40 protein-coding genes and 1 tRNA gene are annotated in these 22200 nt (G+C 62.8%); 21 read left to right on the top strand and 20 right to left on the bottom strand.

Features of this window, described 5'->3' with window-relative positions:
• Positions 1–825 precede the first annotated feature (825 nt).
• Together ACOYYX_RS11725 and ACOYYX_RS11720 are read left to right on the top strand one after the other, a co-directional pair.
• On the top strand, positions 826–1482 hold the full coding sequence (locus tag ACOYYX_RS11725) for a tyrosine-type recombinase/integrase (RefSeq protein WP_422930091.1): 657 nt from the start codon (positions 826–828) through the stop codon (positions 1480–1482).
• Between the two features lie 82 nt (positions 1483–1564).
• Positions 1565–1888, top strand: a complete 324-nt coding sequence (locus tag ACOYYX_RS11720; RefSeq protein ID WP_422930090.1) for a hypothetical protein — start codon at positions 1565–1567, stop codon at positions 1886–1888.
• Here ACOYYX_RS11720 and ACOYYX_RS11715 read toward each other — a convergent pair.
• From ACOYYX_RS11715 to ACOYYX_RS11660, 12 genes are all read right to left on the bottom strand, one after another.
• Entirely contained in the window at positions 1885–2496 is a 612-nt protein-coding gene (locus ACOYYX_RS11715; protein ID WP_422930089.1) for a DUF6171 family protein, read from the bottom strand. The two genes, ACOYYX_RS11720 and ACOYYX_RS11715, sit on opposite strands and share 4 nt — an antisense overlap.
• A 6-nt stretch (positions 2497–2502) precedes the next feature.
• Positions 2503–3021 (bottom strand): hypothetical protein, encoded by a 519-nt coding sequence (locus tag ACOYYX_RS11710; protein ID WP_422923756.1) that lies wholly within the window; start codon positions 3019–3021, stop codon positions 2503–2505.
• Positions 3015–3281 carry a hypothetical protein gene (locus ACOYYX_RS11705; RefSeq protein WP_422923755.1) on the bottom strand — a complete coding sequence of 89 codons (267 nt, stop codon included), beginning with the start codon at positions 3279–3281 and terminating at the stop codon, positions 3015–3017. The genes ACOYYX_RS11710 and ACOYYX_RS11705 overlap by 7 nt, the downstream gene beginning before the upstream one ends.
• Positions 3282–3467 (bottom strand): hypothetical protein, encoded by a 186-nt coding sequence (locus tag ACOYYX_RS11700; RefSeq protein WP_422930088.1) that lies wholly within the window; start codon positions 3465–3467, stop codon positions 3282–3284.
• A 171-nt stretch (positions 3468–3638) separates the two neighbouring features.
• On the bottom strand, positions 3639–4538 hold the full coding sequence (locus ACOYYX_RS11695; RefSeq protein ID WP_422930087.1) for a hypothetical protein: 900 nt from the start codon (positions 4536–4538) through the stop codon (positions 3639–3641).
• Positions 4539–4546: 8 nt separating this feature from the next.
• Positions 4547–4912 (bottom strand): hypothetical protein, encoded by a 366-nt coding sequence (locus ACOYYX_RS11690; RefSeq protein ID WP_422930086.1) that lies wholly within the window; start codon positions 4910–4912, stop codon positions 4547–4549.
• The gene (locus tag ACOYYX_RS11685; protein WP_422930085.1) at positions 4855–6885 is read right to left on the bottom strand and encodes a hypothetical protein; all 2031 of its coding nucleotides are present in this window, start codon (positions 6883–6885) and stop codon (positions 4855–4857) included. The genes ACOYYX_RS11690 and ACOYYX_RS11685 overlap by 58 nt, the downstream gene beginning before the upstream one ends.
• Positions 6882–7106 carry a hypothetical protein gene (locus tag ACOYYX_RS11680; protein WP_422931617.1) on the bottom strand — a complete coding sequence of 75 codons (225 nt, stop codon included), beginning with the start codon at positions 7104–7106 and terminating at the stop codon, positions 6882–6884. The genes ACOYYX_RS11685 and ACOYYX_RS11680 overlap by 4 nt, the downstream gene beginning before the upstream one ends.
• A gap of 29 nt (positions 7107–7135) precedes the next feature.
• Positions 7136–7567 (bottom strand): hypothetical protein, encoded by a 432-nt coding sequence (locus tag ACOYYX_RS11675; protein ID WP_422930084.1) that lies wholly within the window; start codon positions 7565–7567, stop codon positions 7136–7138.
• 107 nt (positions 7568–7674) lie between these two features.
• Positions 7675–8094, bottom strand: coding sequence for a hypothetical protein (locus ACOYYX_RS11670; protein WP_422923748.1), 420 nt, complete (start codon positions 8092–8094; stop codon positions 7675–7677).
• Positions 8095–8649, bottom strand: a complete 555-nt coding sequence (gene gp17, locus ACOYYX_RS11665; protein ID WP_422930083.1) for a tail completion protein gp17 — start codon at positions 8647–8649, stop codon at positions 8095–8097.
• Positions 8650–8652: 3 nt separating this feature from the next.
• Positions 8653–8976 carry a hypothetical protein gene (locus tag ACOYYX_RS11660; RefSeq protein ID WP_422930082.1) on the bottom strand — a complete coding sequence of 108 codons (324 nt, stop codon included), beginning with the start codon at positions 8974–8976 and terminating at the stop codon, positions 8653–8655.
• A 115-nt stretch (positions 8977–9091) separates the two neighbouring features.
• Here ACOYYX_RS11660 and ACOYYX_RS11655 point away from each other — a divergent pair, with 115 nt between their 5' ends.
• From ACOYYX_RS11655 to ACOYYX_RS11620, 8 genes are all read left to right on the top strand, one after another.
• Positions 9092–9826: a recombinase family protein gene (locus tag ACOYYX_RS11655; RefSeq protein ID WP_422930081.1), complete on the top strand. Its 735-nt coding sequence runs from the start codon at positions 9092–9094 to the stop codon at positions 9824–9826.
• On the top strand, positions 9811–10362 hold the full coding sequence (locus ACOYYX_RS11650) for a hypothetical protein (protein ID WP_422930080.1): 552 nt from the start codon (positions 9811–9813) through the stop codon (positions 10360–10362). Before ACOYYX_RS11655 ends, ACOYYX_RS11650 begins: the two co-directional genes overlap by 16 nt.
• Positions 10359–10913, top strand: a complete 555-nt coding sequence (locus ACOYYX_RS11645; RefSeq protein WP_422930079.1) for a hypothetical protein — start codon at positions 10359–10361, stop codon at positions 10911–10913. Before ACOYYX_RS11650 ends, ACOYYX_RS11645 begins: the two co-directional genes overlap by 4 nt.
• Positions 10914–10928: 15 nt before the next feature.
• Positions 10929–11177, top strand: a complete 249-nt coding sequence (locus tag ACOYYX_RS11640) for a helix-turn-helix domain-containing protein (protein ID WP_422930078.1) — start codon at positions 10929–10931, stop codon at positions 11175–11177.
• 177 nt (positions 11178–11354) lie between these two features.
• On the top strand, positions 11355–11843 hold the full coding sequence (locus tag ACOYYX_RS11635; protein ID WP_422930077.1) for a hypothetical protein: 489 nt from the start codon (positions 11355–11357) through the stop codon (positions 11841–11843).
• Positions 11840–12205: a hypothetical protein gene (locus tag ACOYYX_RS11630; RefSeq protein WP_422930076.1), complete on the top strand. Its 366-nt coding sequence runs from the start codon at positions 11840–11842 to the stop codon at positions 12203–12205. The genes ACOYYX_RS11635 and ACOYYX_RS11630 overlap by 4 nt, the downstream gene beginning before the upstream one ends.
• On the top strand, positions 12198–12851 hold the full coding sequence (locus ACOYYX_RS11625) for a hypothetical protein (RefSeq protein ID WP_422930075.1): 654 nt from the start codon (positions 12198–12200) through the stop codon (positions 12849–12851). The genes ACOYYX_RS11630 and ACOYYX_RS11625 overlap by 8 nt, the downstream gene beginning before the upstream one ends.
• A complete protein-coding gene (locus ACOYYX_RS11620; RefSeq protein ID WP_422930074.1) occupies positions 12848–13396 on the top strand; it encodes a hypothetical protein in 549 nt (182 codons plus the stop codon). Before ACOYYX_RS11625 ends, ACOYYX_RS11620 begins: the two co-directional genes overlap by 4 nt.
• Positions 13397–13458: 62 nt before the next feature.
• Here the strand turns inward: ACOYYX_RS11620 and ACOYYX_RS11615 are convergent, their stop codons facing one another.
• The 3 genes from ACOYYX_RS11615 to ACOYYX_RS11605 are packed head-to-tail and all read right to left on the bottom strand — an operon-like array spanning position 13459 to position 14480.
• On the bottom strand, positions 13459–13701 hold the full coding sequence (locus ACOYYX_RS11615; protein WP_422930073.1) for a hypothetical protein: 243 nt from the start codon (positions 13699–13701) through the stop codon (positions 13459–13461).
• On the bottom strand, positions 13698–13979 hold the full coding sequence (locus ACOYYX_RS11610) for a hypothetical protein (protein WP_422930072.1): 282 nt from the start codon (positions 13977–13979) through the stop codon (positions 13698–13700). The genes ACOYYX_RS11615 and ACOYYX_RS11610 overlap by 4 nt, the downstream gene beginning before the upstream one ends.
• A gap of 3 nt (positions 13980–13982) precedes the next feature.
• Positions 13983–14480 carry a hypothetical protein gene (locus tag ACOYYX_RS11605; RefSeq protein WP_422930071.1) on the bottom strand — a complete coding sequence of 166 codons (498 nt, stop codon included), beginning with the start codon at positions 14478–14480 and terminating at the stop codon, positions 13983–13985.
• A 123-nt stretch (positions 14481–14603) separates the two neighbouring features.
• Between ACOYYX_RS11605 and ACOYYX_RS11600 the strand changes: the two genes are divergently transcribed.
• The 8 genes from ACOYYX_RS11600 to ACOYYX_RS11565 all read left to right on the top strand — a co-directional run bounded on the left by ACOYYX_RS11600 (position 14604) and on the right by ACOYYX_RS11565 (position 16738).
• On the top strand, positions 14604–14915 hold the full coding sequence (locus tag ACOYYX_RS11600; protein WP_422930070.1) for a hypothetical protein: 312 nt from the start codon (positions 14604–14606) through the stop codon (positions 14913–14915).
• 1 nt (position 14916) lies between these two features.
• The gene (locus tag ACOYYX_RS11595; protein ID WP_422930069.1) at positions 14917–15114 is read left to right on the top strand and encodes a hypothetical protein; all 198 of its coding nucleotides are present in this window, start codon (positions 14917–14919) and stop codon (positions 15112–15114) included.
• Entirely contained in the window at positions 15111–15353 is a 243-nt protein-coding gene (locus tag ACOYYX_RS11590) for a hypothetical protein (protein WP_422930068.1), read from the top strand. The genes ACOYYX_RS11595 and ACOYYX_RS11590 overlap by 4 nt, the downstream gene beginning before the upstream one ends.
• A gap of 67 nt (positions 15354–15420) precedes the next feature.
• Positions 15421–15654 (top strand): hypothetical protein, encoded by a 234-nt coding sequence (locus tag ACOYYX_RS11585; protein WP_422923687.1) that lies wholly within the window; start codon positions 15421–15423, stop codon positions 15652–15654.
• Positions 15638–15928, top strand: coding sequence for a hypothetical protein (locus tag ACOYYX_RS11580; protein WP_422923686.1), 291 nt, complete (start codon positions 15638–15640; stop codon positions 15926–15928). The genes ACOYYX_RS11585 and ACOYYX_RS11580 overlap by 17 nt, the downstream gene beginning before the upstream one ends.
• Entirely contained in the window at positions 15925–16194 is a 270-nt protein-coding gene (locus tag ACOYYX_RS11575; protein WP_422923684.1) for a hypothetical protein, read from the top strand. Before ACOYYX_RS11580 ends, ACOYYX_RS11575 begins: the two co-directional genes overlap by 4 nt.
• On the top strand, positions 16184–16483 hold the full coding sequence (locus tag ACOYYX_RS11570) for a hypothetical protein (protein ID WP_422923682.1): 300 nt from the start codon (positions 16184–16186) through the stop codon (positions 16481–16483). The genes ACOYYX_RS11575 and ACOYYX_RS11570 overlap by 11 nt, the downstream gene beginning before the upstream one ends.
• Positions 16484–16495: 12 nt before the next feature.
• Positions 16496–16738: a hypothetical protein gene (locus ACOYYX_RS11565; protein ID WP_422923680.1), complete on the top strand. Its 243-nt coding sequence runs from the start codon at positions 16496–16498 to the stop codon at positions 16736–16738.
• Positions 16739–16839: 101 nt separating this feature from the next.
• Here ACOYYX_RS11565 and ACOYYX_RS11560 read toward each other — a convergent pair whose 3' ends face one another.
• The 3 genes from ACOYYX_RS11560 to ACOYYX_RS11550 all read right to left on the bottom strand — a co-directional run bounded on the left by ACOYYX_RS11560 (position 16840) and on the right by ACOYYX_RS11550 (position 18503).
• Positions 16840–17688 carry an exonuclease domain-containing protein gene (locus tag ACOYYX_RS11560; RefSeq protein WP_422930067.1) on the bottom strand — a complete coding sequence of 283 codons (849 nt, stop codon included), beginning with the start codon at positions 17686–17688 and terminating at the stop codon, positions 16840–16842.
• Positions 17689–17833: 145 nt separating this feature from the next.
• Positions 17834–18154 (bottom strand): hypothetical protein, encoded by a 321-nt coding sequence (locus tag ACOYYX_RS11555; protein WP_422930066.1) that lies wholly within the window; start codon positions 18152–18154, stop codon positions 17834–17836.
• A gap of 16 nt (positions 18155–18170) precedes the next feature.
• The gene (locus ACOYYX_RS11550) at positions 18171–18503 is read right to left on the bottom strand and encodes a hypothetical protein (RefSeq protein ID WP_422930065.1); all 333 of its coding nucleotides are present in this window, start codon (positions 18501–18503) and stop codon (positions 18171–18173) included.
• Between the two features lie 419 nt (positions 18504–18922).
• On the opposite strand from ACOYYX_RS11550, the gene ACOYYX_RS11545 reads away from it, so the two are divergent.
• Genes ACOYYX_RS11545 through ACOYYX_RS11535 form a run of 3 tightly spaced genes read left to right on the top strand, consistent with a single transcriptional unit; the run spans position 18923 to position 20684 of the window.
• The gene (locus tag ACOYYX_RS11545) at positions 18923–19105 is read left to right on the top strand and encodes a hypothetical protein (protein WP_422930064.1); all 183 of its coding nucleotides are present in this window, start codon (positions 18923–18925) and stop codon (positions 19103–19105) included.
• Positions 19102–19323 (top strand): hypothetical protein, encoded by a 222-nt coding sequence (locus tag ACOYYX_RS11540; RefSeq protein ID WP_422930063.1) that lies wholly within the window; start codon positions 19102–19104, stop codon positions 19321–19323. The genes ACOYYX_RS11545 and ACOYYX_RS11540 overlap by 4 nt, the downstream gene beginning before the upstream one ends.
• Entirely contained in the window at positions 19320–20684 is a 1365-nt protein-coding gene (locus tag ACOYYX_RS11535) for an AAA family ATPase (protein ID WP_422930062.1), read from the top strand. Before ACOYYX_RS11540 ends, ACOYYX_RS11535 begins: the two co-directional genes overlap by 4 nt.
• A gap of 739 nt (positions 20685–21423) precedes the next feature.
• Here ACOYYX_RS11535 and ACOYYX_RS11530 read toward each other — a convergent pair.
• Together ACOYYX_RS11530 and ACOYYX_RS11525 are read right to left on the bottom strand one after the other, a co-directional pair.
• Positions 21424–21497: transfer RNA gene (locus ACOYYX_RS11530), tRNA-Ile, on the bottom strand.
• Positions 21498–21609: 112 nt separating this feature from the next.
• The gene (locus tag ACOYYX_RS11525) at positions 21610–22179 is read right to left on the bottom strand and encodes a hypothetical protein (RefSeq protein ID WP_422931733.1); all 570 of its coding nucleotides are present in this window, start codon (positions 22177–22179) and stop codon (positions 21610–21612) included.
• Positions 22180–22200: the final 21 nt, after the last annotated feature.

Raw genomic sequence — 22200 nt, 5'->3', positions numbered from 1 at the left:
TCGAGCCCCAACCCTAGGAAAGTAGCGCTCGAGGGCCTCGCGAAAGGCTTGCTTCATTTGCCAATGCAAAGGGGCTCTCGAGCTCTCACCCTGAGAAAGTAGCGCTCGAGAGCCCCGCGAAAGGCTTGCTCCGTCAAACTTGCTCCATCTTACCATGAACCGGAGTTCACGACAATGGAGTGTTTGTATGTCGACGCGAGAATCATGAGATTCTAACGTCAGTGGGCGCACCATGATTCGAACATGGGACCTCACCCTTATCAGGGTTGTGATCCAAAATGGGCAAAGCTGGCAAAATGTTACGTCTAGATAAATTTTGAGTTACATTGTTCACGTACGAAAGTTGACCCCCCGCAGGGGAACCCGCCAACCTCTGAGCTATGGATTGTGCTCCCCATGAACGCAACTCTCCATTCCGATAAAGTTTCCGCCCTTCTGGCTGAGCTGACCCATTATCTCGGCCGGGAGGTTCACCCTATACCGATGGCCGAATTCCGGGACGAGATTCTCGAGACCTATCGATCGAAACATCGCAACACACGCAACAGGATGGCTCAGGCCTTCCGAGAGCTGCTTGCGCTGGCCGAGACGTCAAATCATACGGCAATGACTTCGGACCTCTCTCCGGGGCTTATAGAGCGTTTCTCGGAGAGGCCGGGTCGGTGTTCGACGACGAACGGGTTACTCGCCTCGTTACGGGCCGCGTTCCGGATCGGTGCGGATAAGGGCCGGATCCATCCGGCCGAGGTTAGTCGGATCGTCTGGCGAAAGACCGACGACGACGAGCCGAGGGGCAAGCACCATAGCCGCGAGGACATTTGCCGAGTGCTCGAGCTCCTGCGCTCGAGGTCAAAGAAGAACTGGTCGGCCGGTCGGCTGCACGCGCTCGCGGCGGTGTATGCCTTCACCGGACTGCGCCGGAATGAGGCGCTCCGGCTCCGCGTCGAGGACGTCGACCTTGTCCAAGGGGTGATCTTCGTAAGGCCGAATGGGGGCCGGCTCAAGACGAAGAAATCGAGGGCCCCGGTTCCCTGCCCCGCCGCCCTGGGGAAGATCCTATGCAACTGGCTGTCACGTTGCGGGTCGGAATGGGTGTTCCCTTGCGTCCGCAAGAGGGACCGGCCTTGGATGCACGGGAAGGCCGGGTGTCGTCCCGGCGATCGCCTCAAGGCTGCCGGGAAGGAAGCCGGCGTCGAGGGGTTCACTCCCCAATCCTTGCGACATAGCTTGGCCACGCATCTCGCCGGTTGGTGGGGTTTGAAGGAAAAGCAAATCCAGCTCATCCTACGGCATACGACCGTCAAGACTCAGCGACACTACGTCCATCCCGACGTCGTGAACCTCTGCAAGTCGGTACGCGATTTCGACTATGCCGAGGGCGCTAAGGATCCTAGATCCCTCCCAAAGTTCAGGATGCGCCCGGGAGTGAAAATACGCTCACGTATCGGATCAAGGCCGCTGGCCGTTAGGCCGATGCTGTAGACGTCGGTGCGAGTCGGCCGGTCGGCGTGTCGTTACGCCGACCGGCCGACATGCCGCATCGCCGCAACGGAGGTCTGTCGCCATGCCATCAAGTCGGCCGGTCGGCGGTGGTGCGAGCCGATCCAACGGCAACGCAGCGAACGCGAGGACGCTCAAGGCCTCGAAGCCGAGCAAGAGGCCGAAGGGCAAGTCGGTACGCCAGCAATTCACGCTGAGCGAGGAGACGGTCAAGCGGCTGGGGGTGCATGCCGCCCTTTCGGGGGTCGATCAGACCGCGATCGTCGAGGAGATCCTTTCCAAATGGCTGAAACGCTACGGGCTTGGCCGCGTAGCGTTCGGCGATCCCATCGGGGAAGGGGAGGGGTCTGAGTCCGCCGCCGAGGACCTGATCGAGCTGGCCGCTTAACTCGCCGACCACTTCGAGAGCGGGCAAGCCTGGTCCGCCCATCGGGCCTTGACGCTCAGCACGCAACCGCACGCCCCGCACGAGCCATCGGCCTGGTACCTGTCGCACGCCCGGCAGATGGCGAGCCTCGCCTCGTACGCCTCATCGTCGACGGATTGCATCCCGCTCGCGATGTGCGCGACGACCGCCCGGCCGAAGTTCAAGGCCTTCCGGCCGAGGCTCGGGACGTCCGCCGCCGAGGCCTCATCCTGCGATCGGATGCACGCCGCGCAATCGGCGAGACTGACCGTGTCGCCGGGCCGCTTGCCGCCGTCGCCGCACGTCGCCTCTCGGCATGAGCACGAGCGGAACGGGCAGGACTTCGCGCGTTGGCTGGCGTCGACGTCGAGGGTTGAGGGCGCCGCGAGCTCGAGGGCCTCGGCGCCGGCCTGGTCGTCGCCGAGCTGGTCGACCCGGTTCGTGCGGAGGAAGTCGGGGAAGGGTTCGTTCTCGTCGAGGACTCGCTCGAGGAACGCCCGGTTGCTCTCGTCCGCCGCCCACTCGCAATAGGTGTCGACCAGGTACGGGAGCAGGTTGAGCTCGGCGAGGCGGGGGAAATTCTGGCACACGTTGAATTAACCGGTGAGGGAGCAAGCTGGACAAGGGTTCGTGCCGCGATACCATCCCTGGGTCACCGTGAAGGGGTCGCACGAGTTGGCGGGATAGTCGGGGCGGATGTAGGAAATGGGCGCCTCGCCGATGAGGCCCTTGATCTTCGGGAAGAACCCGAAGCCGTTCCAATCGGAGCCGTCATTCATGAACGTCGCCAGCACGGCCGTCACGGTGCATCCGCAAGAGCCGCTCTGGCCGACCGCCCATATCCGGCTGGTGCGGGTGTCGCAGCCGGCGCCGACGACGGGATAGGCCTCGGACACATACCAATAGGTCGACCCCGGCATCGTGAAGGGGAGGAATTGGGAGCCGGTGAATACGGCGAGCGGTCCCCCGAACGGGAACGGCAACGTGTCGACGTGGCTCACCGAGACCAGGGACGGCAGGCCGCAACCGTAGGTGAGACCCGTCGTCCAGGAGAGGCTCTCGGGCCTCGGGTAGCAACCGCAAGGGAAGATGCCCGAAGTGATGTTGGTCAGCATGTATAAAGGACCGTTTGCGTCACGGGGAGATGCGGCGAGCCGTCCGGCGGCGTGGTGGTGACGGTGTAGGTACCCGACTCGGGTTTGAACCTGACCTGTCCGGGGTTGAGGCCGTCGCTACCGTCCGAGCTGACGGCGGTGTCGATGACGTCGCCGCCCTGGGAGATCGTGACCGTGAAGCCGTCGAGCGGATTGCCGAAGCAATCCTTGACCGTCAGGATCCACTCGCAACAGCAACGGCAACGGGTTCGCTTCGGCATTTAGCAATCCTCGGCCGAGACGAACCATTGATTGTCGATCAGGTCGACGAGAATCCATGTGGTGGCCGCGACGACGGTTCGACAACAGTTGAAGGCCTTGACCGTCTCGCCGGCGACGAGCTGGCCGCTCTCGGGATCGAAGGTGTAGAGGACGACGTCGGCGGTACCGGGTGTGGTACCCGTCATCTTGGCGATGCCGCCGACCTTCGTCTTCGCGATCTTGGTCCCGCTCCATCCGCGCTTGTAACCCCTGTCGGTGTCGACCGGGAAGCGCGGCGAGCGGCTCGACCTGCTGCACGACCCGCCCGATCCGCTTGGCCGCTTCGTAGGTGAAGCCGACCGATTGTTGATCCGCCATTAGGTACCGCCTCCGGGGATCGGCGGTACGTAGCTCTGCAACGCCTGGTAGAACCCGTCGAGGCCGAACACGCCGAAGTCGATTTCCTTGTAATACTCGATCTCGAGATAGGTCGGTGTGCCGTCCTTCGGCATCGGCTTGCCGCTGCCGTCGAGGGGGACGGGTTCGGTGATGGGGACTCCATTCTTGGTGATGGCCTCGATGTCGGTGCCGTCATCCTTGATCTTGTACATGCCGGCGTCGAGGGGCTTGAATACCCACGTCTCTTCCTTGACGTGGAACTCGAAGCTCACCTCCCAATACCAGCCGTAATCCGGGTTGTATTTGCGGACCCCGTTGATGGGGGTGCATTTGACCGTCTTCGGGGCCCGGCCCCAGAAGGTCGATTGGTTGATCTTGTCTTTATACGTGTCCGACCACGTATCCTCGAAGTGCTTCATGTTCCAGGTGATCGAGAGGACGGAACGCGAGTCGTCGGCCTGGAGTGCGGGGTTGAACGGCACCCCGGCCGAATTCTTGACCTCGTTGTCGTCCTTATCCTTCTCGATGATCTTCTGAAACGCGGCGTTGCCCCAGGATATGTTGGGAACCCACTGCGTCGGGTCCTGGGGCTGCTGGTTCGCGTCGTACGGGCCGTAATCGACGACGCACGTCCATTGCTTGCCGTCGTCCGTGTCGCATGTGGCGCTGATGTTCGTGACCCATGCGCCCATGTCGACCTCGGCGCCGAACTGGTAGGGCATGCCGATCGCGAGGGGGAGCGACTCGCGCACGGTCTTGCCGCCGACGTAAGGATCGTCGGTCTCGACCTTGAACGTTCGCTTGTATGTGCGTTTCCAATCCTTGCCCTGGACGCTCTCGCGCCCGGTGCGGATCTCTCGTATTTTCGTGACGATCATCGTGGGGGTTACTGGAAGTCGAAGACGGCGAGGGCGGAATCGGCGACCGCGCCGGTGACTGCGGACGCGCCTTGCTGGAGCAGTTTGTTGAGGGCCTCGAGCATCTTGGATTGGAGCACGACTTGCTCGCGGTTCGTCTTGGCGACGTCCTTTTGCGGGTCGCTCTGGGAGTCGACGCCCCGGTAATTCAGGAGTGTGGTCCGGGCCTCGGCCGATCCCATCTCCATCGCCGCCGCATAGCGGTTGTCGGGGTTGGATTTCTTCTCGAATTCGGCCTTGGCCTGCTTCTGGCCTCGCGTCAGGGTGTCCTGATCGATCAGGCCTCCCTTGAACATCTTGTCGAGCTCGGCGAGCTTGATCTGATACGCTTCCATCGGCTTCCGCGTATCTTTGAAGACTTCCTTCGCCTTCTCGGCGAGCTTCTTTGCGCCTTGATCTCGGCATCGGTCGGGGCCGCGAGCTTCTCGATGGCGACCTTCGGCCCGGCGACCGCCGGCTTGATGGCCGCCTTCCTCGCCGCCTCCTGCTCGGCGATGTTTGCAACGTGCTTGTCGATCTCGCCTTGGAGGCTGACCAGGTGCGGTTGCACCATCTCGGGGAGCTTCTCCATCATCGGTTCAAAGCCTTCCAACAGGTCTTTGAACTCGAAATGGAAACCCTTCCCGGAGAGCGCATCGCGGATCGCCTCGCCGAGGCGCCAGACGTTCTCGCCGAGATTCTTGATGAGGTTGGCCGCGCCGAAGAAAACGTCGTGGAAGACGAGCGGCGCATTCTTGAGCATCCACTCGAGGACCAATCCGAAATTCTCGGGGAGTACCGCGAGAGTCTCGATGACGTAATTGACGCCCTGGCGGAACGTGAGCTTCACGATTTCCCACGTCTCGGAGAAGTTGCGGAAGTAGCTCGCGACGGTGTCGATTCCGCCGACGACGCCTTCGACGAACCCTTCCATCGAGCCCTTGCTGCTCTGAAACATCCCAGTGAGGAAGCCGCCGAACTCGCCGACCAGGCCGAGGCCTTTCTGGAGGATCGGCAAGAGGGTCTGGCCGATCTCGGCGCTGATGTTCGTGAGAGAGCCGGTCGCGCGACGCATCGCGTTCGCGGGGCTGTCCGCCGTCCGCGCGAGGTCGCCTTGCGCGTCGGCGAGCTGCTCCATGATGAGGCCCGCTCGGGCCGTCACCTTCTGGGACTCGTCGAGCTCCTCGCCGGCCTTGGCCATGCCGTGGGCGTAGGCATAGGCCTTCACGGTGTCGTCGAGGAGCACGACGCCGAGATTCTTGAGGACGTCGGATTGATTGCCGGCGAGGCCGGTCTGGAGGGCCTTCGTGGCCGTCGACATGTCCATGTTCGCGAACGAGGAGAGGTCGGCCGCGAGCTGGGTGAATTGGATGCTGAATTGCGAGAGCGTGTCGCCGCTCAATCCGGCGAGGCCCTTGCCGAGGCCGCCGAAGGCCGAGGCCGCGTCGAGCGTCTCGCGCTTCACCATGCCGAACTGGCTGGCCATGGTGTCGGCGTAGGCCTTCACCGCCGGCGAGGCCTCGCCGAGGATCGCATCCGTCTTCGAGACCGTCTCATTGAGGTTCGAGGCCTCGGTGACCCCCGACTTGATGAAGCCGACCGCCTTGTAGACCATGCCGAAGGCGCCGAGCGCGAGGGCGATCTCGGCGCCCATCCGCCGGAAGGACGTGGTCGCCGTCTGGACGATCGCGTTCGTCTTCCCGAGCCCGCCGTTCATCGCGCCAATGCTCGAGCTGGCGGAACCGAAGCTGATCGAGCTGATTCGCTGTAGGGGCTTGGCGACGTCGCCGATGGAGCCCATCCAATCCTTGACGGAGAGGAATTTCCGGAATGCCCCGATGGCCTTGTCGGCAACCGGCCCGATCTTCCGGATAGCCGCTTGCATCTTGGTGGATGCCTTCTCGGTGTCCTCGGCGCCGGCTTCCATCGTCGACCGGATCTTCTGTTGCATCTTCTCGAGCGAGGCGTCGACCTGGGGCATCTTCATCGCGCTGTCGATGCGGCGGGCGAGCTCGACGATGGTGCCGCCGACCAGGTTGAATTGGCCGGCGAACATGGACGCGAAATCGTTGATGGGGGCGAAGGCCGCTCGCAAGCTCGTCTGGATTTGGAGCGCGAGCTGCGCGGAGTCGGCAACCATCGACTCCATCGGGGAGCCGCCGCCGCCGGAGCCGCCGCCGCCCTTGCCGGAGAAGTCGATATTGCTGACGGCTGCCTGGGTGCCTTCCGCCGCGGCCTTGAATTCGTCGAGCGCGCGGATGGCCTCATTGATGTCGCGGACGAAGCCCTTGGCGTCGGCGCTCATCCCGACGTCGATCTGGTTACTCATGGATCAATGCCGATTGCTTTGTTGTGCCGAGCCATGAAGGCATTCATCATCGCGAGGCCTTCATCGGCGGACTGATCGCGGGCCGGTACCCGCCGGGGGAATGTCTCATCGAGCGAGGGCATGAAGTCGGTGGGGTGGGCGGTCCGCTTGGGTGCGTTGATCGACCCATTGACGATCGCGGATGTGATAATCCCCGTCTCGAGCTGGGAATCCGGGAGCAGGCCGAGCCGGTTGTATGCCAGCCAATCCGTCAGCTCGTCGGAAGGGACTCGCTCGAGGAGCTCGCGGACGGAGCATCCCCAGCGGTCGGCGAGCTTGAAGAGGAATCGGCGGAAGGGCTGGCGCCGGAGTTTCCCTCGGCCTGCTCCATGTCCTGCTTGCGGAGCTTCGAGAGCCGGAGCGAGACGTTCATGACGCGCTCGAGGGCCAGGGCCGACTTGGTCTGCAGGAGCTCGATATCCTCGTAAGTGAAGATGCGATTGAGGTTCTCATCGCAGATGGTCGCCGCCGCCAGCCGGGCGCGGAATTCCTTCATGCCGAGCTCGAGGTAAGAGGCCTCGAACTTCTCCCGCTCGGCGCCCGTCATGCAACGGACCATGACCTTACCGCCCCACTCGGGGACGTCGACGATTTCGTGGGCCAGGTCGGGGGCCGAGAGGATCTGATCTCGCTTGAGGAACATAGGGATTCGCTGATGCTTTCGTTCGTGGGAGTTGATCGCGTCGAGGACCTCGAGCGCGCGGGGCTTGGGTGATCGCGCCCGAGGACCTCGGGCGCGGGGGGGCGGGATTACGAGCCGGCGGCGGAAGTGACCGGGCCGCTGATCTTGATCGTGATTTCGGCTTCGAGGTTGCCCTCGACTTCCATGCCGGTCGGGCTGAACTTCGTCAGGATCGCCTTGAAGCTGAACGTCGTGTGGACCGAGTCGTTGAACACGAGCTGCCAGAGCTCCTTGCTCGGCGTGGTCCAGAGGGTGAATAGCAAGGCGTGCATGACGGGATCGTAATAGACCGTGAAGGAAATCTCGCCGCCGTCGTAGAGGGTCGGCTCGTATTCCTTCGCCGTCGAGTCGAGGTCGGTCGTTTCGCGGGTGCCGACCTCGCCGCCGGGGCCGGAGATTTTGGAGACCTGCGCGATTTCGCTGTAGACGGGCGGGGTACCCGCGACGCCGTGCTTTAGCTTGGTCCCGAGACCGGGATTCTTGGCCACTTAGAAGCGACTCCTGTAGCTGAAAAAGATGTCGGCGGGAACCATGAAAGTTCCCTGATCCGACCCGTCGACTTGCGGCGTGTAGTTGCTCGAGGCATCGGGGATGATGGCCTCGGTGACTTCGATTCCGCCGATGCCACCGAGACGGCCTTGGAAGCCGTTGAATCGCCGCTCGAGGGCGAGGAAAAGCTCGGTGCAAGCCGACCGGGAACGTGCGTAGGACTTGAACTGGACGCGACTCCGGAACGTCTTATCCCGGCCGTCGAGGTTCGAGCCGGGGACGTCGGAGATGATTTGATAGACGAGCGCCGGGTATGGCTGACCCTGGGGGACGAAGTCCGGGAAGATCCGCCGGCCGACGATCGCCGAGAGCTCCGGATCGCGCTCGAGCGTGGCAACCAACGCGTCGAGGAACGTCGGATAGATGGTCGGGATGTTGGCCGCGATCCGCCGCCGCAACGCCAGCAAGAAGGCCGGCAGGGGGCCGGGTACGCGCGGGATCGGCGCCGGCGGTTGCCCCCGGCGGATGATTACGGCGATCGGTGGTAGCGGCATGCGTTAGCCGATTTGGTACTCATCCCCGTCGTCGGGGATGTCGCTGAAAGGCTCGAGGAAGGTGAGCTCGGCGGTCGTCGAGGTGATCCGGCGGTAAGACTCGATGACCTTCTTAGCCGGCGCGAGCTTCGAGGCGCCGGTGAACATGAGGCTGAGGCCTTCGTATCGCTTGTCGATCGGTAGCGTCTTGCCGGCCGGCGCGGCGATCTTGAAGCCGTCCACGCTGGGGGCCGGGTCGCTCACGGTGCCATCGGCGAAGAGGTTGTCACTCATCGCGGAGAGCTCCTCGACCTTCGCCTTCGTCACGGCGAGGTCGTCGGTTGACAAGATCGTTCTCGAGGTGTTCAAGTGCCCACCGTCCGGAGGGGTTTGCCCGCCGTCCGGTGGCCCACCGATCGGCGGGTAATTATTCGTTTCGCAAGGTCCCCGTAGGGATGAGACGATGAGCATTACACTTGTCGGAATGCCTCGAGCGATCGGTTACATCCGGGTCTCGACCGAAGAACAGGCGCGAGGGGGGTTCTCCCTGCTCGACCAGGAGTCCAAGCTTCGAAAGTACGCCGATCTTCACGAGCTGAACCTCATCGACGTCATCGCCGATGAGGGGGCCTCGGCCAAGACGCTCAAGCGGCCGGGGATCGCCAAGGCGCTCGAGGTCCTGCGGAACCGCCAGGCCGAGGGCCTGCTCATCGCCAAGCTCGACCGGCTCACACGCCGGCTCAAAGACTGGTCGACCCTCATCGACGATTACTTTTCCGACAAGGGGGGATGCAAGCTCCACTCGGTCAACGACCACGTCGACACGTCGAACGCGACCGGCCGCATGATGTTGAACATTATTGTGACAATCGCTCAATGGGAGCGAGAGACCATCTCGGAGCGCACCGCTGATGGGCTCAGGAAGAAACGCGAGCTCAATGAGCGTTGCGGGAACGTCCGCTACGGCTTCGACCTCGACCTAACCGGGCCGGTCAACAAGCGGGGCGGGGTCGCTCGCCTGGTCGAGAACCCGGAGGAGCAAGCCGCGATCGCCATGATGAAGGCGCTAAGAGAAGACGGCGAGTCGCTCCGCGCGATTGCCGAGGTCCTCGAGAAGAACGGCATCAAAACCAAAGAGGGGCTCACCAAATGGAGCGCCGAAGCGATTCGGAGAATCCTCGCATGGAAGGCCGCTTGAGCTCGGCCGGGCCGGTCGAGCTGTTCATCGACGATGAGCCGGTCGGCCGGGCCGAGGTCCTGTTGACACTCGTCAACGACGACCAGGCCGGCGCCGAGCAAGGCCGGCGATGGATGGGGGTCGACCTCGCCGGCGACGAGCCGGATAGGACGGTCGAGCTCGAGGTCACTTGGGATCCGCGGTGCCTCGACCGACTCGCCGCCGACGTCGCTTCGTTCAAGAACGTCTCGATCTCGGAGGCAATGGAGTCGCTCCGTCTCGACGAATTCGGTAAGGCCCTGTTCGGGAAGCTGCTCGATTGGCAAGCCAGGTTGTACCTGATGCTGAGCGGTTGGAGGGCCTCGCGAGATCGGGCCGAGCGAGAGCGGAACTCCCGAAACCAGGTCCTCGCCGCCGGGTATCTGGCCGAGCTCCACAAGCTCGACCTGCTGGACGAACGCGAGCGACGTTTCGAGTACCTACCATTCCCGATCGTCGAGCCGCCCCCATTGTCGGCCGTGGTGAGGATCGCTCCCCATGAACCGGAGGACTCTTGAGCGTCAACCAGCTCCGCGAGCGTGAAGGCCTCGAGCCGCTTCCCGCCAGGATTACCGGCAACGGCACGACCCAGCCTCGCGGCGTGTTCACCGCCGTCGCCGGCGTTCGTTACGCCGAACTCATGAACTTCGCCGTCAAGCAATTCCAGACGACGATTACCCGAAGATTCGAGCAAGCAACTTGCCGCCTCGCTTTCGAGGCCTATCACTCCGCACTTCAAGAGGTTTGGACGACACCGATGAAGACCGCCGCCGACAACAGGACCCTTCACGAGAGCGAGCTCATGGAAGCTCGTCGCGACCCGTGCGAATTCCTCGAGAACACTTCGCCCGGCGAAATCCGCGAGAACGCTGCGAAGATCCTCGACCGGGTGATTCTCGGCCGGAAGTCGTTCGCGATCTGCTCTTACGAGGGCGCGATGATGGGCCAAAGGCCGGTAACGCACGCCGTCATCATGCCGGCCGACGAGTACCGCCGACTTCTGATCGACCGCGAGAGGCTCTCTCGCCTCGCCGGCGAGCTGGTCGCCATCTCCAACGGCAAGAGCTAACCCAGACGAGGGACCATGAAAGCAACGCGAGGGCCCAACCGGGCCTCTCAAGAGCGGGTGAAGATGGGGGACCAGCTCCGCGAGATCATCCGCGATAGCGGACATACCGCCTACTCGCTCTCCCAACTCAGCGACGTCGCCGAGGAAGTCATCCGCCGTTTCATGAACGGCACTCGTGACCTGAAGCTCGAGACCGCCGACCGTCTCGCCGACGCGCTCGGGGTCGCTCCCCTAACCGCCGCGCGGAGGCGATCCGGCCGATGAGCCAACGGGTTTACGAATGCCAGTGTTTTTGCCACAGGCGCCGCGGCGTGTTGCATTTCACCGCCTGTTGCCATCCCTGCAACGACTGCGGGATTTACGTTCGCTTCGGCGAGGAAGCCGAGCATAAGCAAAGGTGCAAGGGGCCGACGACGCCCGTCGAGCCCGAGACGAGGTGAGATGAAGAACAACCGCCTTCAATGCAAAGACCTTCCCGAGCTCCCCATCCTGCGGACGCTCGCCGCGAAGTATCGGGCCGAGGTCGCTCGCAATCCCAAGTATCCCCATCCGGTGATAAGCCGATGGGATCTCGTCGAGCTCGGGGCCTTCCCGCCCGCCACTCCCGAGAAGCTCGTCAGAGCGAAACTAGCCATGCTCATCCGCCGGGGCCTGGTCGACGGCTGCCCTTGCGGCTGCCGGGGTGACTTCGAGATCACTCCCAAAGGCCTCGCCTATCTCGAGGACCTCGACCAGCTCGAGGACCTGGTCGACGTTATCGACCCGGTCGAGTTCGAGGACCTGGTCGACGACGTCGAGGACCTCGACCAGCTCGAGGACCTGGCCGAGCCGCGCAGGATGCCAGCTACCGAGTTACTTCTCATCTGCCTCATCGTCGAAGACGACGAATTCGACGCTTTCATGCGAAGGCTCGAGGCCTCGCCGGGGTGATTACTTTCAATGCCTCGCATTGGGATCCAGTCGCCCGGCGATGGCTCGCGCTCGAGGTCGAGTGCGAGGTCGAACCGTACGATCCCGGCCGGCGATCGGGACCGCCGGAGAGCTGCTATCCGGCCGAAGGGGCGACCGTTACCGAGCTCTCGGTCAAGGTCCTCGGCGTGCGGCTCCTCGACCGCCTCGGCAACGTCGAGCATGCCTTGTGGGTGGATGACGGGACCTTGCCGGCCGGGGCCGCGATCGCCCTGGCGAGGGAATTCGAGGCGAGGCTCGAGCCGGGTTCTCGCGTGTGTGATGAGGTCGATCGACTCTGTTTCAATCAAGTCGCCGCCAACGCGAAGGGTAACGATGTTTGAGGGATACTCGAGCGCATGGCTCGAAATCAAAGGGGTCAAGGCTCGCATTGCCGTCGACCAGGTCAAGGCGATCGAACGGACCTTCGTCTATGCCGAGCCGACTCCGAGCGGGTCCGATGAGCCGTTCCGCATCATCGAGAGGACGCGATATGACGGTACGTTGCAGATCGGGAATGCGTCGGTCCACTACCGCCTCTCGCCGCGCGAGCTCCCCACGCCGAAAGGGTGGATCCGCGCGAGGATCGGTATCGTTCAAGAGTACCGACCCGCCAAGGCTTCCTTTCTCCTGCCGAGCTATCTCGGGGCACGCAACGTCAAGGCGAGTACCTTCCATGATATCGAGGTCAATGCGCGTCGCTTCGCCGATTGGAAGGCCTTGGCCATTCGCTCGAGCCTAACCCTCGGCCGAGACGAGCGCGAGGAATTCGGCCGGGCCGTCGATGATATCTGGGAGCTCGAGGGGGAACGCTTCACGCGAGAGCTCAGACTTAGGTATCGAGAGAGCAAACGCATTCGCGGGTTCTTTGGGAATTACCTCTGGTATCGCTGGCCCGATCGCGTGCGGCCGAGCTGCGCCAATCCTTCCAGGCTGGCCGCGATGCTGGATTGGGTCGGACGTCGCTTCACAGGCTCGAGGGCCGAATGAGACGGGAATTCAACTGGCAGGATGGGGACGATATCTCGCTCGCGATCGAGGGGCTTCCCCGCATCGCGCTGCCGCGTCTCGACGTCGATGAGATCGAGTCGAGGGCGTACGATCCGATGGCGTATCGAGATGAATTCGTTTCGATCGACAAATTCAAGTATTGCCTGGCGACCTATCAGATTTACGGCGAGGCCTTCCTCGGCAATCTGACGTTCGAATTCGTGGCGAGGCCTCCCGAGCTATCCCTCGGTCGCGGGAAGCAACGCGCGACGTTCCACGTCGCGTCGGGCCGCACATCGTACGTCATCCATGCCGAGGTCGATCGACGTCTCTCGGTCGAATGGGAGGCCTTGGCTCACATCGCCAAGCTCGTCGGTAATTCCCACTACCGATGGGGAGATCCCATCTGGAATCTGATGGGCAAGGAATTCATCCGCGAGCTCGTGCAAAGGTACCTTCGCCAATTCCCTCGCAGCGACTTCCGCCTAGCGCTCGACCTGGTCGAGCTCGAGGACCTCGCCGCCGAGGGCAACCGACGCGCATGAAAAAAGGGACCGGAGGCCTTCGCCTCGGTCCCTGGTTGGAAGTCATTTCTCGGCGATGGAAGTCATTCCGTCGAGGCCTCGAGCTCGAGCTCGAGCCGTCGGAGCTCGGCCAGAGCGTCGGCCCATACCTCGCCTGTACCGCCCGCGCGAGCGAGGCAATACACATGCAAACTCATCAAGAGTGATCCAACGGAGCGGACCGGATCACTCGTGAACGAAGTGCTGAGGATTTGATCGGCCACGTCCAGGGCATGCACGGCCGCGAGTTCGAGCGTGCGCGACGTTGGATGAGGGGTCTGGCTCATTTCTTCCTCGCTCTCGAGAGTGCCGGCTTCGCGGGCGCCTCGCCCCGAAGACGGATAGGCCTGGCATTGGGCACGCCGAGGCGCACCGCCCACGCGTCGACCTCGGCCTCGGAGCGGAACAGCCGAGCATGCTCGAGACGGTCGGTCGCGTACGTGTCGTATGCCCGGTTGTAGGCCATCCACGCATAGAGCGTCATCCCATCCTTGAGGATCTCGGCCGTCCACTCTCGGGCGCCGCCCTCGGCCGCCGCCGCCCGTATTTCCTTTCGCGTGGCCATCGGTCAATCCCTCCCCTGCTTGACGCGCTCGGCTTCCTTCACCGCCGCCATCCGGACGAACGACGCGACGGGAAGGCATCGCTTTTCCGCCGCCGCCCGGACCTCTTCGAAGGTGGCCGGCGAGAGGAAGATTTTAACTGACACGTCCCCTCCGTCCTTTCCCTCGCCGCCATTCGCGACGTCGTCGCCGGTCGCTCTTTTCTTCGCCATCGTCTTCGGCCTCATAGCTACTGACGTCATGGAACCTCCTAAAGAGTACCTCAAAAGGGTCAACTTGGGGTCAAACTCGGTTGACACTTTATACCCCGTGGGATAAGTTGGGGCAAGATCGGGGTTGAAAGAACGTCGAAGAAACCCCGGTACCACGTCATTAAGGGGTATTTGATGTCTGTCGATTTCCAAGGCGAGAGATGCTGTTTCTGCGGACGCGAGATCCAACTCGGGGACCTCATCGGCAAGAAAGGCAAGGTCCAGCCCTTCAAGGCGTCGGGCTACGTCCATACCCGATGCCTCAAGCTCTCGGTTCGGGGGACGTCCCGAGCGATTTGGAAGCTCCGAGCGTCGGGCCTCTCATTCGGCCAGGCCTCGAAGCTCATGCTCCACAAGCCGGAAAGGAACTGAGCCATGTCGGACAAGCCAATACCGACGACTCGGCATGTGCTGCACGCGCCCAAGCAAGCCGAGTTCGTCGAGCGCTACCTCGCCTCGGAAGAGGTCGCGAACCGCGAGGAGTCGCTCGACCGTTCGTTCGACTGCCTCATCCAAGCGACCTATGAAGCCGGCGAGGTCGCCTTGGCCATCGGCCTCATCGCCCTCACGTTCTGCCGTCGCCGGCGGATCCACGACCGATCCGCCTCGAGCCTGCTGACCATGATCGAGCTCGATTGCGAGCCCGGGGAATTGACCGCCCTGCAAGAGCTCATGAGGGGGGCTTGAGATGGAACGGAGGGAGCTCGCCTTGCTGGTGCGTCAGATGCGCCAGGCTCAGAACAGGTACTACCGGAGCCGGAAGCCGGAGGACCTCGAGACGTCCAGGCGCATCGAGCGGAGGGTCGACCTCGAATGCGCCGCGATCATCGACCAACCCATGCTGTTCGATTACGGGTTCAAAGAAGGCGGAAAGGAACAATCATGAGTCGCTCTCTCAGGACCGAATGGCTCTCGTTCTCCCATCAAGTCATCCCGCACGATGCCGAGCGGGCTCAAATCACCGAGATGCGTCGGGCCTTCTACGCGGGGGCGATCGCCGCTATCTCGATGCTCGATGAGATCAGTCGAGCCGACTTGAACACGGAAGACGAAGCCACCCGCCTGACCGCTCTGTGGTCCGAGCTCGAGGCCTACAGGCGGGACCTGAAAGCCGGCAAGGCCTGAACCCTATCCGTGATTGGAGGCAGGAATCGTGAGGATCGCTCTCAACTCAGTCAATCTCGTGCCTTCGATGCGACGTCACTTGGAGGGTAGGCAGGTCCGAATCTGGTCGGGACGTCATGAGTTGTGGTGGGCGCCCGAAGGCAAGGGGTACGCGAGGAGCGAGGACCTGGCCGGCGTCTTCGACTTCGAGGACGCATGGCGTCAGACCCGCTACGCCGGGCCCGAAAACAAAATCGTGTATGTCCTCGCCAACGTCGAGCCGTTCAAGGTGGAGGTCGAGAGCGATGGCCAAACGTCATAAGGTCGACCGTGTGACTCATGACCTCTCCGACGAGCCTCGCCGGCAACTCTCGCTCGCCCTGGTACCGCCCATCCGCCGGGGCCTTCCGCCGAGGTACGTGCCTCGCCGGAAGGTCGATGCCAAGTTGCTCGAGGCGATCGGCCTCGGCAACGTACCCGTCTCCGTGTCGCACGGCTCGCCCGGCTGGAAGTACCTGGTCAAGACGTGCATCCGGGAGAGGATCTCAATTCAAATGCGCGTCGACCTGGTCGGCGTCGAGGGGGGTGAAGGTTGAGCCAGACGAACGGGCCTTCGGTTCGCATCGTCCTCTCATGCTTCAACTGCAAGCATGAGACTTCCGAGAGCTACCGAGTCCAAGGCGACTCGGGGAGCGACGTCTATTGCACGCATCCCCAATGCGGCGGCAAGAAACGCGTCGGCGATACCCGATGGGATACGCCCGACTGGTGTCCGCTTCGGGACGATGCGATTCGAGATCATCTCATGGCCGGCTCGCTCTATCAGGTCCTCATGAAATGGAAGGCCGAGAATGGGAGCTGAACAGACCTGGTTCTATTGCAACCTGCTCTCGCATCGCATCGAGCGAGTGACGGTCGTCTCGAGCTCGAAGTGCTACGCCGAGTTGAAGGAAGGCAAGACGACTCAACGCGTCAATCGCCGAAACCAATTCGGCTCTTACCATCCGACCTATGACGAAGCCGCCGACGCCTGGCTCGCGGTCCTCGGCCGCGAGATCGCCGACGCCCGAGCATGCCTCAAGGCGAGCGAGAGCAAGCTCGCCAAAGCAAACGCTTGGATCGAGGATCACAGGACGGAGGTCGGCCTTTGATGGAGCCGCATCATGGAAAAGCCTATGCTCACGATATCGCTCGAGCCGCAAGAATACGGCTTCGACTTCCGGCGCACTCCGTTCGTCGAGCTGGTGTTTCAACCGGCGAAACGGATGCGGGTGGTCTGTCTCGACGCGAACGGCTTGCGGACGGAGCTCGAGGGGCCTTGGGATGTGGTCGTCGAACGACTCATCGCCTTCGGCTACGTGGTCGCTCGGAAGCCGGTCGAGCTCAAGGCCTGGCGTTCGAAATGAAAAAACCGCTCGAGGACGGTCCTCGAGCGGCTGACGTGTGCGCTGGCTGGGAGGCTCGATTCTCGACGACGCGAGTCGAGGGGTCAAGGCTCGAGGACCAATCACGAAGCGATACTGATCAGCCTCTGGAAGTCGCCCTCGGCGATGATCCTGATATCCTGGCCCTTGGCGATCAAGCTTTCCGCCTTGCGATGCTTCGAGCTCTTGGGGTGGCCCGCAAGCACGCGGATATCCTGGTCCCCGACCACGAGCAACGTCGTGTCCTTGTTGACCGTATCGGTGACGTCGCAGCCGGCTCGCGCGGCCAGCTCCGCCGCCTGCTTCCTCGGCACCGAGAGGGCGCCGGTGAATACGATCGTCTCCCCGGACAAGGGGCCGTCGGGGTCGCCGGCCTGGGCCACGCTCGACGTGCCGAACCGCTTCATCGAGTGCTCGAGCCACTCCTCGGCCGACTTGCCCGATTCGCGGATCGCGTGGACGAGGATCATGCCGGCCGCGTAGGCATCCTCCTCCGCGTCGTGATGCTTGAATTCGATCCCCAAGTGTTGGGACACCGGACGGAGCCCGTATCCCCTCTGGGCGAACTGGGTCCAGACTCGACGCACCACGCGGGCCGAGTCGAGCCAGCGACATCCCCATCCGGGATGGGCATGCTTCTCCGCAACCAGCGTCATCGAGGTGCGATCGAATGAAGTGTGACAGACCACGATTCGCCCGGATAAATGGCCGGTTATTTCTTCAAGCAACGCCCCCATGACAGGAGCTCCCGAGACATGTTCTTCGGTTATTCCGTGGACCTGGATGTTCATGCCGTCGAATGGCTCGCGCGGATCCACGTACGTCTTCCACCTATGCACGGCCACCCCGTCCTTAAATCCAACAATCCCAATCTGACAAATGCTCGCGAAGGAAGCATTCGCGGTCTCAACGTCGATCGCCAAGAAATCCATAGTCGCTTACCTATCAAGTAATAACCCCCACCGGAGGCATCACTCCGGTGGGGGCGAGGTATCGGGGGCTGGCCCCGGTTCGGATTAAGTCGCGGTGGTGCGCACGCTGTATGAGAGGAGTTCGAGCAGTGGCAAGAAAGTCGAGTTACAGGCCATCGGATGTTTCGCCGGAGAGGATATCGGCGAGGATGCGGCCGCGCCGCTCGGCCTCGTCGTCGTCCGTCTTGTGGAAGGCGAGCATGCCATCAGCGATCTTGACCTCGACCCGTCCTTCGAGGACCAAGTCGAGCATGGTCGCATTTCTCCTGGTATTGGCAGCCCAGTCGGCAATCTGCCTTGCGTCATCCTCCGGCATGGCTCCTCCGGGTGCGGCGAGGAGCGCCGCCATCACGACCGCCGAACATTCCTGGACGGTCAAAATGTCGGCGCCGACCTCATCGTCATCCTGCGCGTCGCTGTCTTGCATTGGCTGGTTCCTTTCCTCAGGCGAGCCTTGCCATCTCGCGGATTCGATTCCTCATATTCACGAGGATTTGGAGGTTCTCCGCGTCCTTCTCCTCGTCGATCATCCAATCGATCGGGAGATACGTCACGCCCTTGCTATCCGTCATCATCGGAACGCTGTCGGCCAAGGCGCTCATGACGGCGTGCGACCCGCCGAAGTTGGCGGGTATGAAGACATCACCTTCGGGGCTCACCCACGAGCTCTCCATCCACTTTCGCCACTTCGGGTGCATGGGTTTCGGAGGGCCGTGCTTGATCCATACTCCGGCCTGGTCGGTCGCCTCGGCCTTTCCCGAGCTGCGTTTCGCCATGACAAGGTCCTGGAATGGGAACGCCCTCGGCAGACCCATCACAGTCCACCGAGGGCGCAGGGAATCGGGGGGTCGCCCCGGTTCGGTTTGTCGCGTGGTGATGGTCACGCCGATGTTCGGGAGTCTACTGTATCTCCCGACATCAATCAATCAATGCCATTGAAGGCCGCCCAAGATCAGGATAGCTTGAATGGGCCGAGTGCTATCCTACCCTCGAGATCGATCAGTCGGTCTTGCGTTCGTGTCATCGGCGGTACGTGGTATCGCCGAAGGGCCTTCGCCGGCGGATAGTGGGTAGCACGCTCCGGCGAAGGTTTCTCACTGCTCCCTTGATGTTCCCTGGTATCGCGTCGACGTTCGGGCCCCAACCTGCAAGTTAGTGCCCGGGTGCCGCCGCCTAGCGAAAGGTCGGAATTCAGATGTCCAAGATCGTTCGCGAGGACGCAACGTCCTCGCAGGCGCCGCCGCGCCATGTCCCAAGGGAGGGATTCCCGGATCTCTCCTATCAGGCCGCGTTGAAGGCCGAGGCTGAACGGCAAGAGGACGCGAAGCGTCCGCCCGCCGGGCCGCTGTTCGAGCGACGGAAAGGCGGTGAGGCATGAGCGAGCCCATCGAAAGCCTTCCGAAGCGGGAGCTGGTGATCGTCAGGATGTCGGATGTCGTCCGCGAACTGCCGCGTTGGCACTGGTCCGATCCCGTGCCGGATGAACCCGTCTCGATGATCGTGGGTGATCCGAGCGACTCCAGGCCGTCCGTGTCGCTTGAACTCCTCAAGTTGGTCGCCGAAGCGAAGCTGAGCGTCGAAGGGGGTGACGAATGAGCGAGGCCATCATCAACCCGCCGGCCGTGGGGGTGGACCCCGAAGTGGTCGCCGCTCATCTCGCGATTTATCAGGACAAGAAGGGCAAGAAGCTCGACAAGTTCAAATGGGCCGCGTCCAAGGAATGGCTGATCGTCCACAAGATAATCCCGGACGACAGGCCACCCGCCCCGGAGCCTTCCGGGAACGTGTCCTACACGACTGCCATCGGCGCCCCTACCCTCCGTCTCACTGGCTCGAAAAAGGACGCGCTCCCGCCCCGGGAGCCGGTACTGGTGACCATGTCGAACGTCGAACGCGAAGAGACGAATTGGCTCTGGCCCGACCACATCCCGTTGGACACGGTGTCGATGCTGGTGGGCAATCCCGGCGACGGCAAGAGCTCGCTCGCGCTCTTGCTGGCGTCGATCGTCTCGAGCGGACGGAGCTGGCCCGATAACCCAGGCGATCCGACCGAGGCCGGCGAGGTCCTCATCCTACAGGCCGAGATGGGCCTCGCCACGATCGTCACCAAGCGACTCGAGGACGAAGGGGCCGACCTCGACAAGGTCCACGTCCTCACGAAGGTCAAGGAACCGGACGGGACGATGCAGCCCTTCAACCTCGCCCGGGATATGCCCATGCTCGAGAAGGCGATCGAGACCTATCCGGGCCTGCGCCTCGTCATCATCGACCCGATCGGCTCTTACCTCGGCGGGTCCGATGAGAACAAGAACGCGGAGATCCGGGAGATCATGGATCCCATGTTCGCTCTGGCCGAGAAGCATCACCTCGCCGTCGTCCTGGTCGCCCACATGAACAAGGGGACCTCGACCAACATCCTCAGCCGGATCTCGGGCTCGATCGCCTTCGGCGCCGCCGCCCGGATGATATGGTACGTGTCGAGGCATCCCAAGAATCGGGCCCGACGCGTCATGTCGTTCGTCAAAGGCAACCTGACCGACGGCGATCCCAAAGCGCTGACCTATGGCTACTTCAAGGGCAAGCACCAGTGGGATCCGGAGCCGGTCGAGTGGAACGCCGACGACGTCGCCCGCATGCTCCTCGACCAGCTCGGCAAGGATCGGACGGTGGACGCGAAGGGCGAGGAGGTCAAGGCGAAGGGGCGCAAGCCGTCGAAAGGACTCGAAGGGCGCGATTTCGTCCTCGGGTACCTGAAGAAGGAGGGGCCGACGCTCCAGTCGGCGATGCAGGCGGGAGCCAAGCCGCAGATCACTCCGTCGACCTTCAGACGTATCGTCGAGGAGCTGATCGAGGAAGGCCTCATCCTGCAATTTTACCAGGAGGGAGATACCCGAATCTGGCTGAAGCTCGCGGACAAGGCCCCGCCCGAGACGACCGCGGATCCCGCAGCCGAGTAACCGCCCTCCCGTCTAAACCCCTTCCCCGGGGGTGAGCGCCAAAATGCGGCGTTTGGAGCGCCAGAATTGCCGGCCTTTCGGCAATTTTGGCGCTCATTTTTTTCTTACCTGCCAACGACTTATGGAGCGCCAAAATGGGGCAAAAGGGTACGCGTGCGCGCACGTACGCACGCGTACGCGTACCCCTTCGGGCAATTTTGGCGCTCCATAAGTCGTTGCGGCATAAGGGCCAGATGAGCGCCAAAATTCAAAAAACGGCCTGCATTTTGGCGCTCCATTTCTCGCATTCTGGCGCTCCGGCAGGCGCATGAAAATACCCGGCAACGACTGTCATAAGTCGTTACCGGGCAAGCTCGTTCGAAGAGTCTCAGTCCCTTTAGCTGGGCCTATCCGAGTCCGGCCGTGGAAAGTTGGCCTCGGATATCCCTCTCGAATCCGCGAAGCCTCCGCCCTGGAAGAGAGGACTTCGAGATTACACGTCCCGAGTATGTGCTTCCTGACGTGAGCTAAAAGGGGTCCTCGGGCCCCAACCTGCAAAGTAGTACCCGAGGACCCCGCGAAAGGCTTGCTTCATTTGCCAATGCAAAGGGGCTCTCGAGCTCTCACCCTGAGAAAGTAGCGCTCGAGAGCCCCGCGAAAGGCTTGCTCCGTCAAACTTGCTCCATCTTACCATGAACCGGAGTTCACGACAATGGAGTGTTTGTATGTCGACGCGGGAATCATGAGATTCTAACGTCAGTGGGCGCACCATGATTCGAACATGGGACCTCACCCTTATCAGGGGTGCGCTCTAGCCAACTGAGCTATGCGCCCGTAACCTTCGACTCACGAGACGTATTGTAATGGCGAAATTCCCCAAGTCAACTGCCTAGTCCCATAACTTTTCGAGCTCACGCTCAGCTCGACTGATGCCGAAATCTGAGCTCTACGCCGCCGGGGCGAGGGCCCGGCAGAGCAACTCGCGTAGAGGTGTGGGGAGTTTCTCCAGGCCCGAGTCGAACCCGGCCTCTCGAAATAATCCCTCGGACCACAACCTCAGCCGCACGGCGCACAGGGCATCCGAGAACGTCACGGACTCCTTTCCCGGCCGGTCGATGCCGCCGACCCGGGCCGGCGCCGGCAGGGCGTCGTAGAGCAGCGTCACGACCGAATACAGTCCGAGCAGGCACGGGGTGGTGTGCAGCACCGTCCGCCGGCTCCATCCCCGGGTGCTCTCCGAGTGGAGATGGGCACGGCCCTCCTGGAACGTGCATTCCAGGTCCCGGCGGCCCGCATATCGGGTCACGACCTCGCCGGACCCCATCGCCGGGTCGGTCGTGTAGAAATACTCGTCGCGGTGCGTCCCCTCCCGGTCGTGGACGAACACCCGGCGGATCGGCACCAGCCCGTCCCCCGCCTTGGACCAGTGGCCGGCCCCCGTGACCACCTCGACCCGCCGGCTGCCGCCGCCGTACCGGCCCGCGGTGATCCGGCGGCGCCTCCGCGCGGCCTCCACCCCCTCGCGGGGCTTGGGCCG

The sequence above is a fragment of the Singulisphaera chitinilytica genome, from assembly GCF_049331405.1.
In the GTDB taxonomy this organism is placed as follows: domain Bacteria; phylum Planctomycetota; class Planctomycetia; order Isosphaerales; family Isosphaeraceae; genus PoT.
This window is presented reverse-complemented; position numbering and strand designations above follow the sequence as displayed.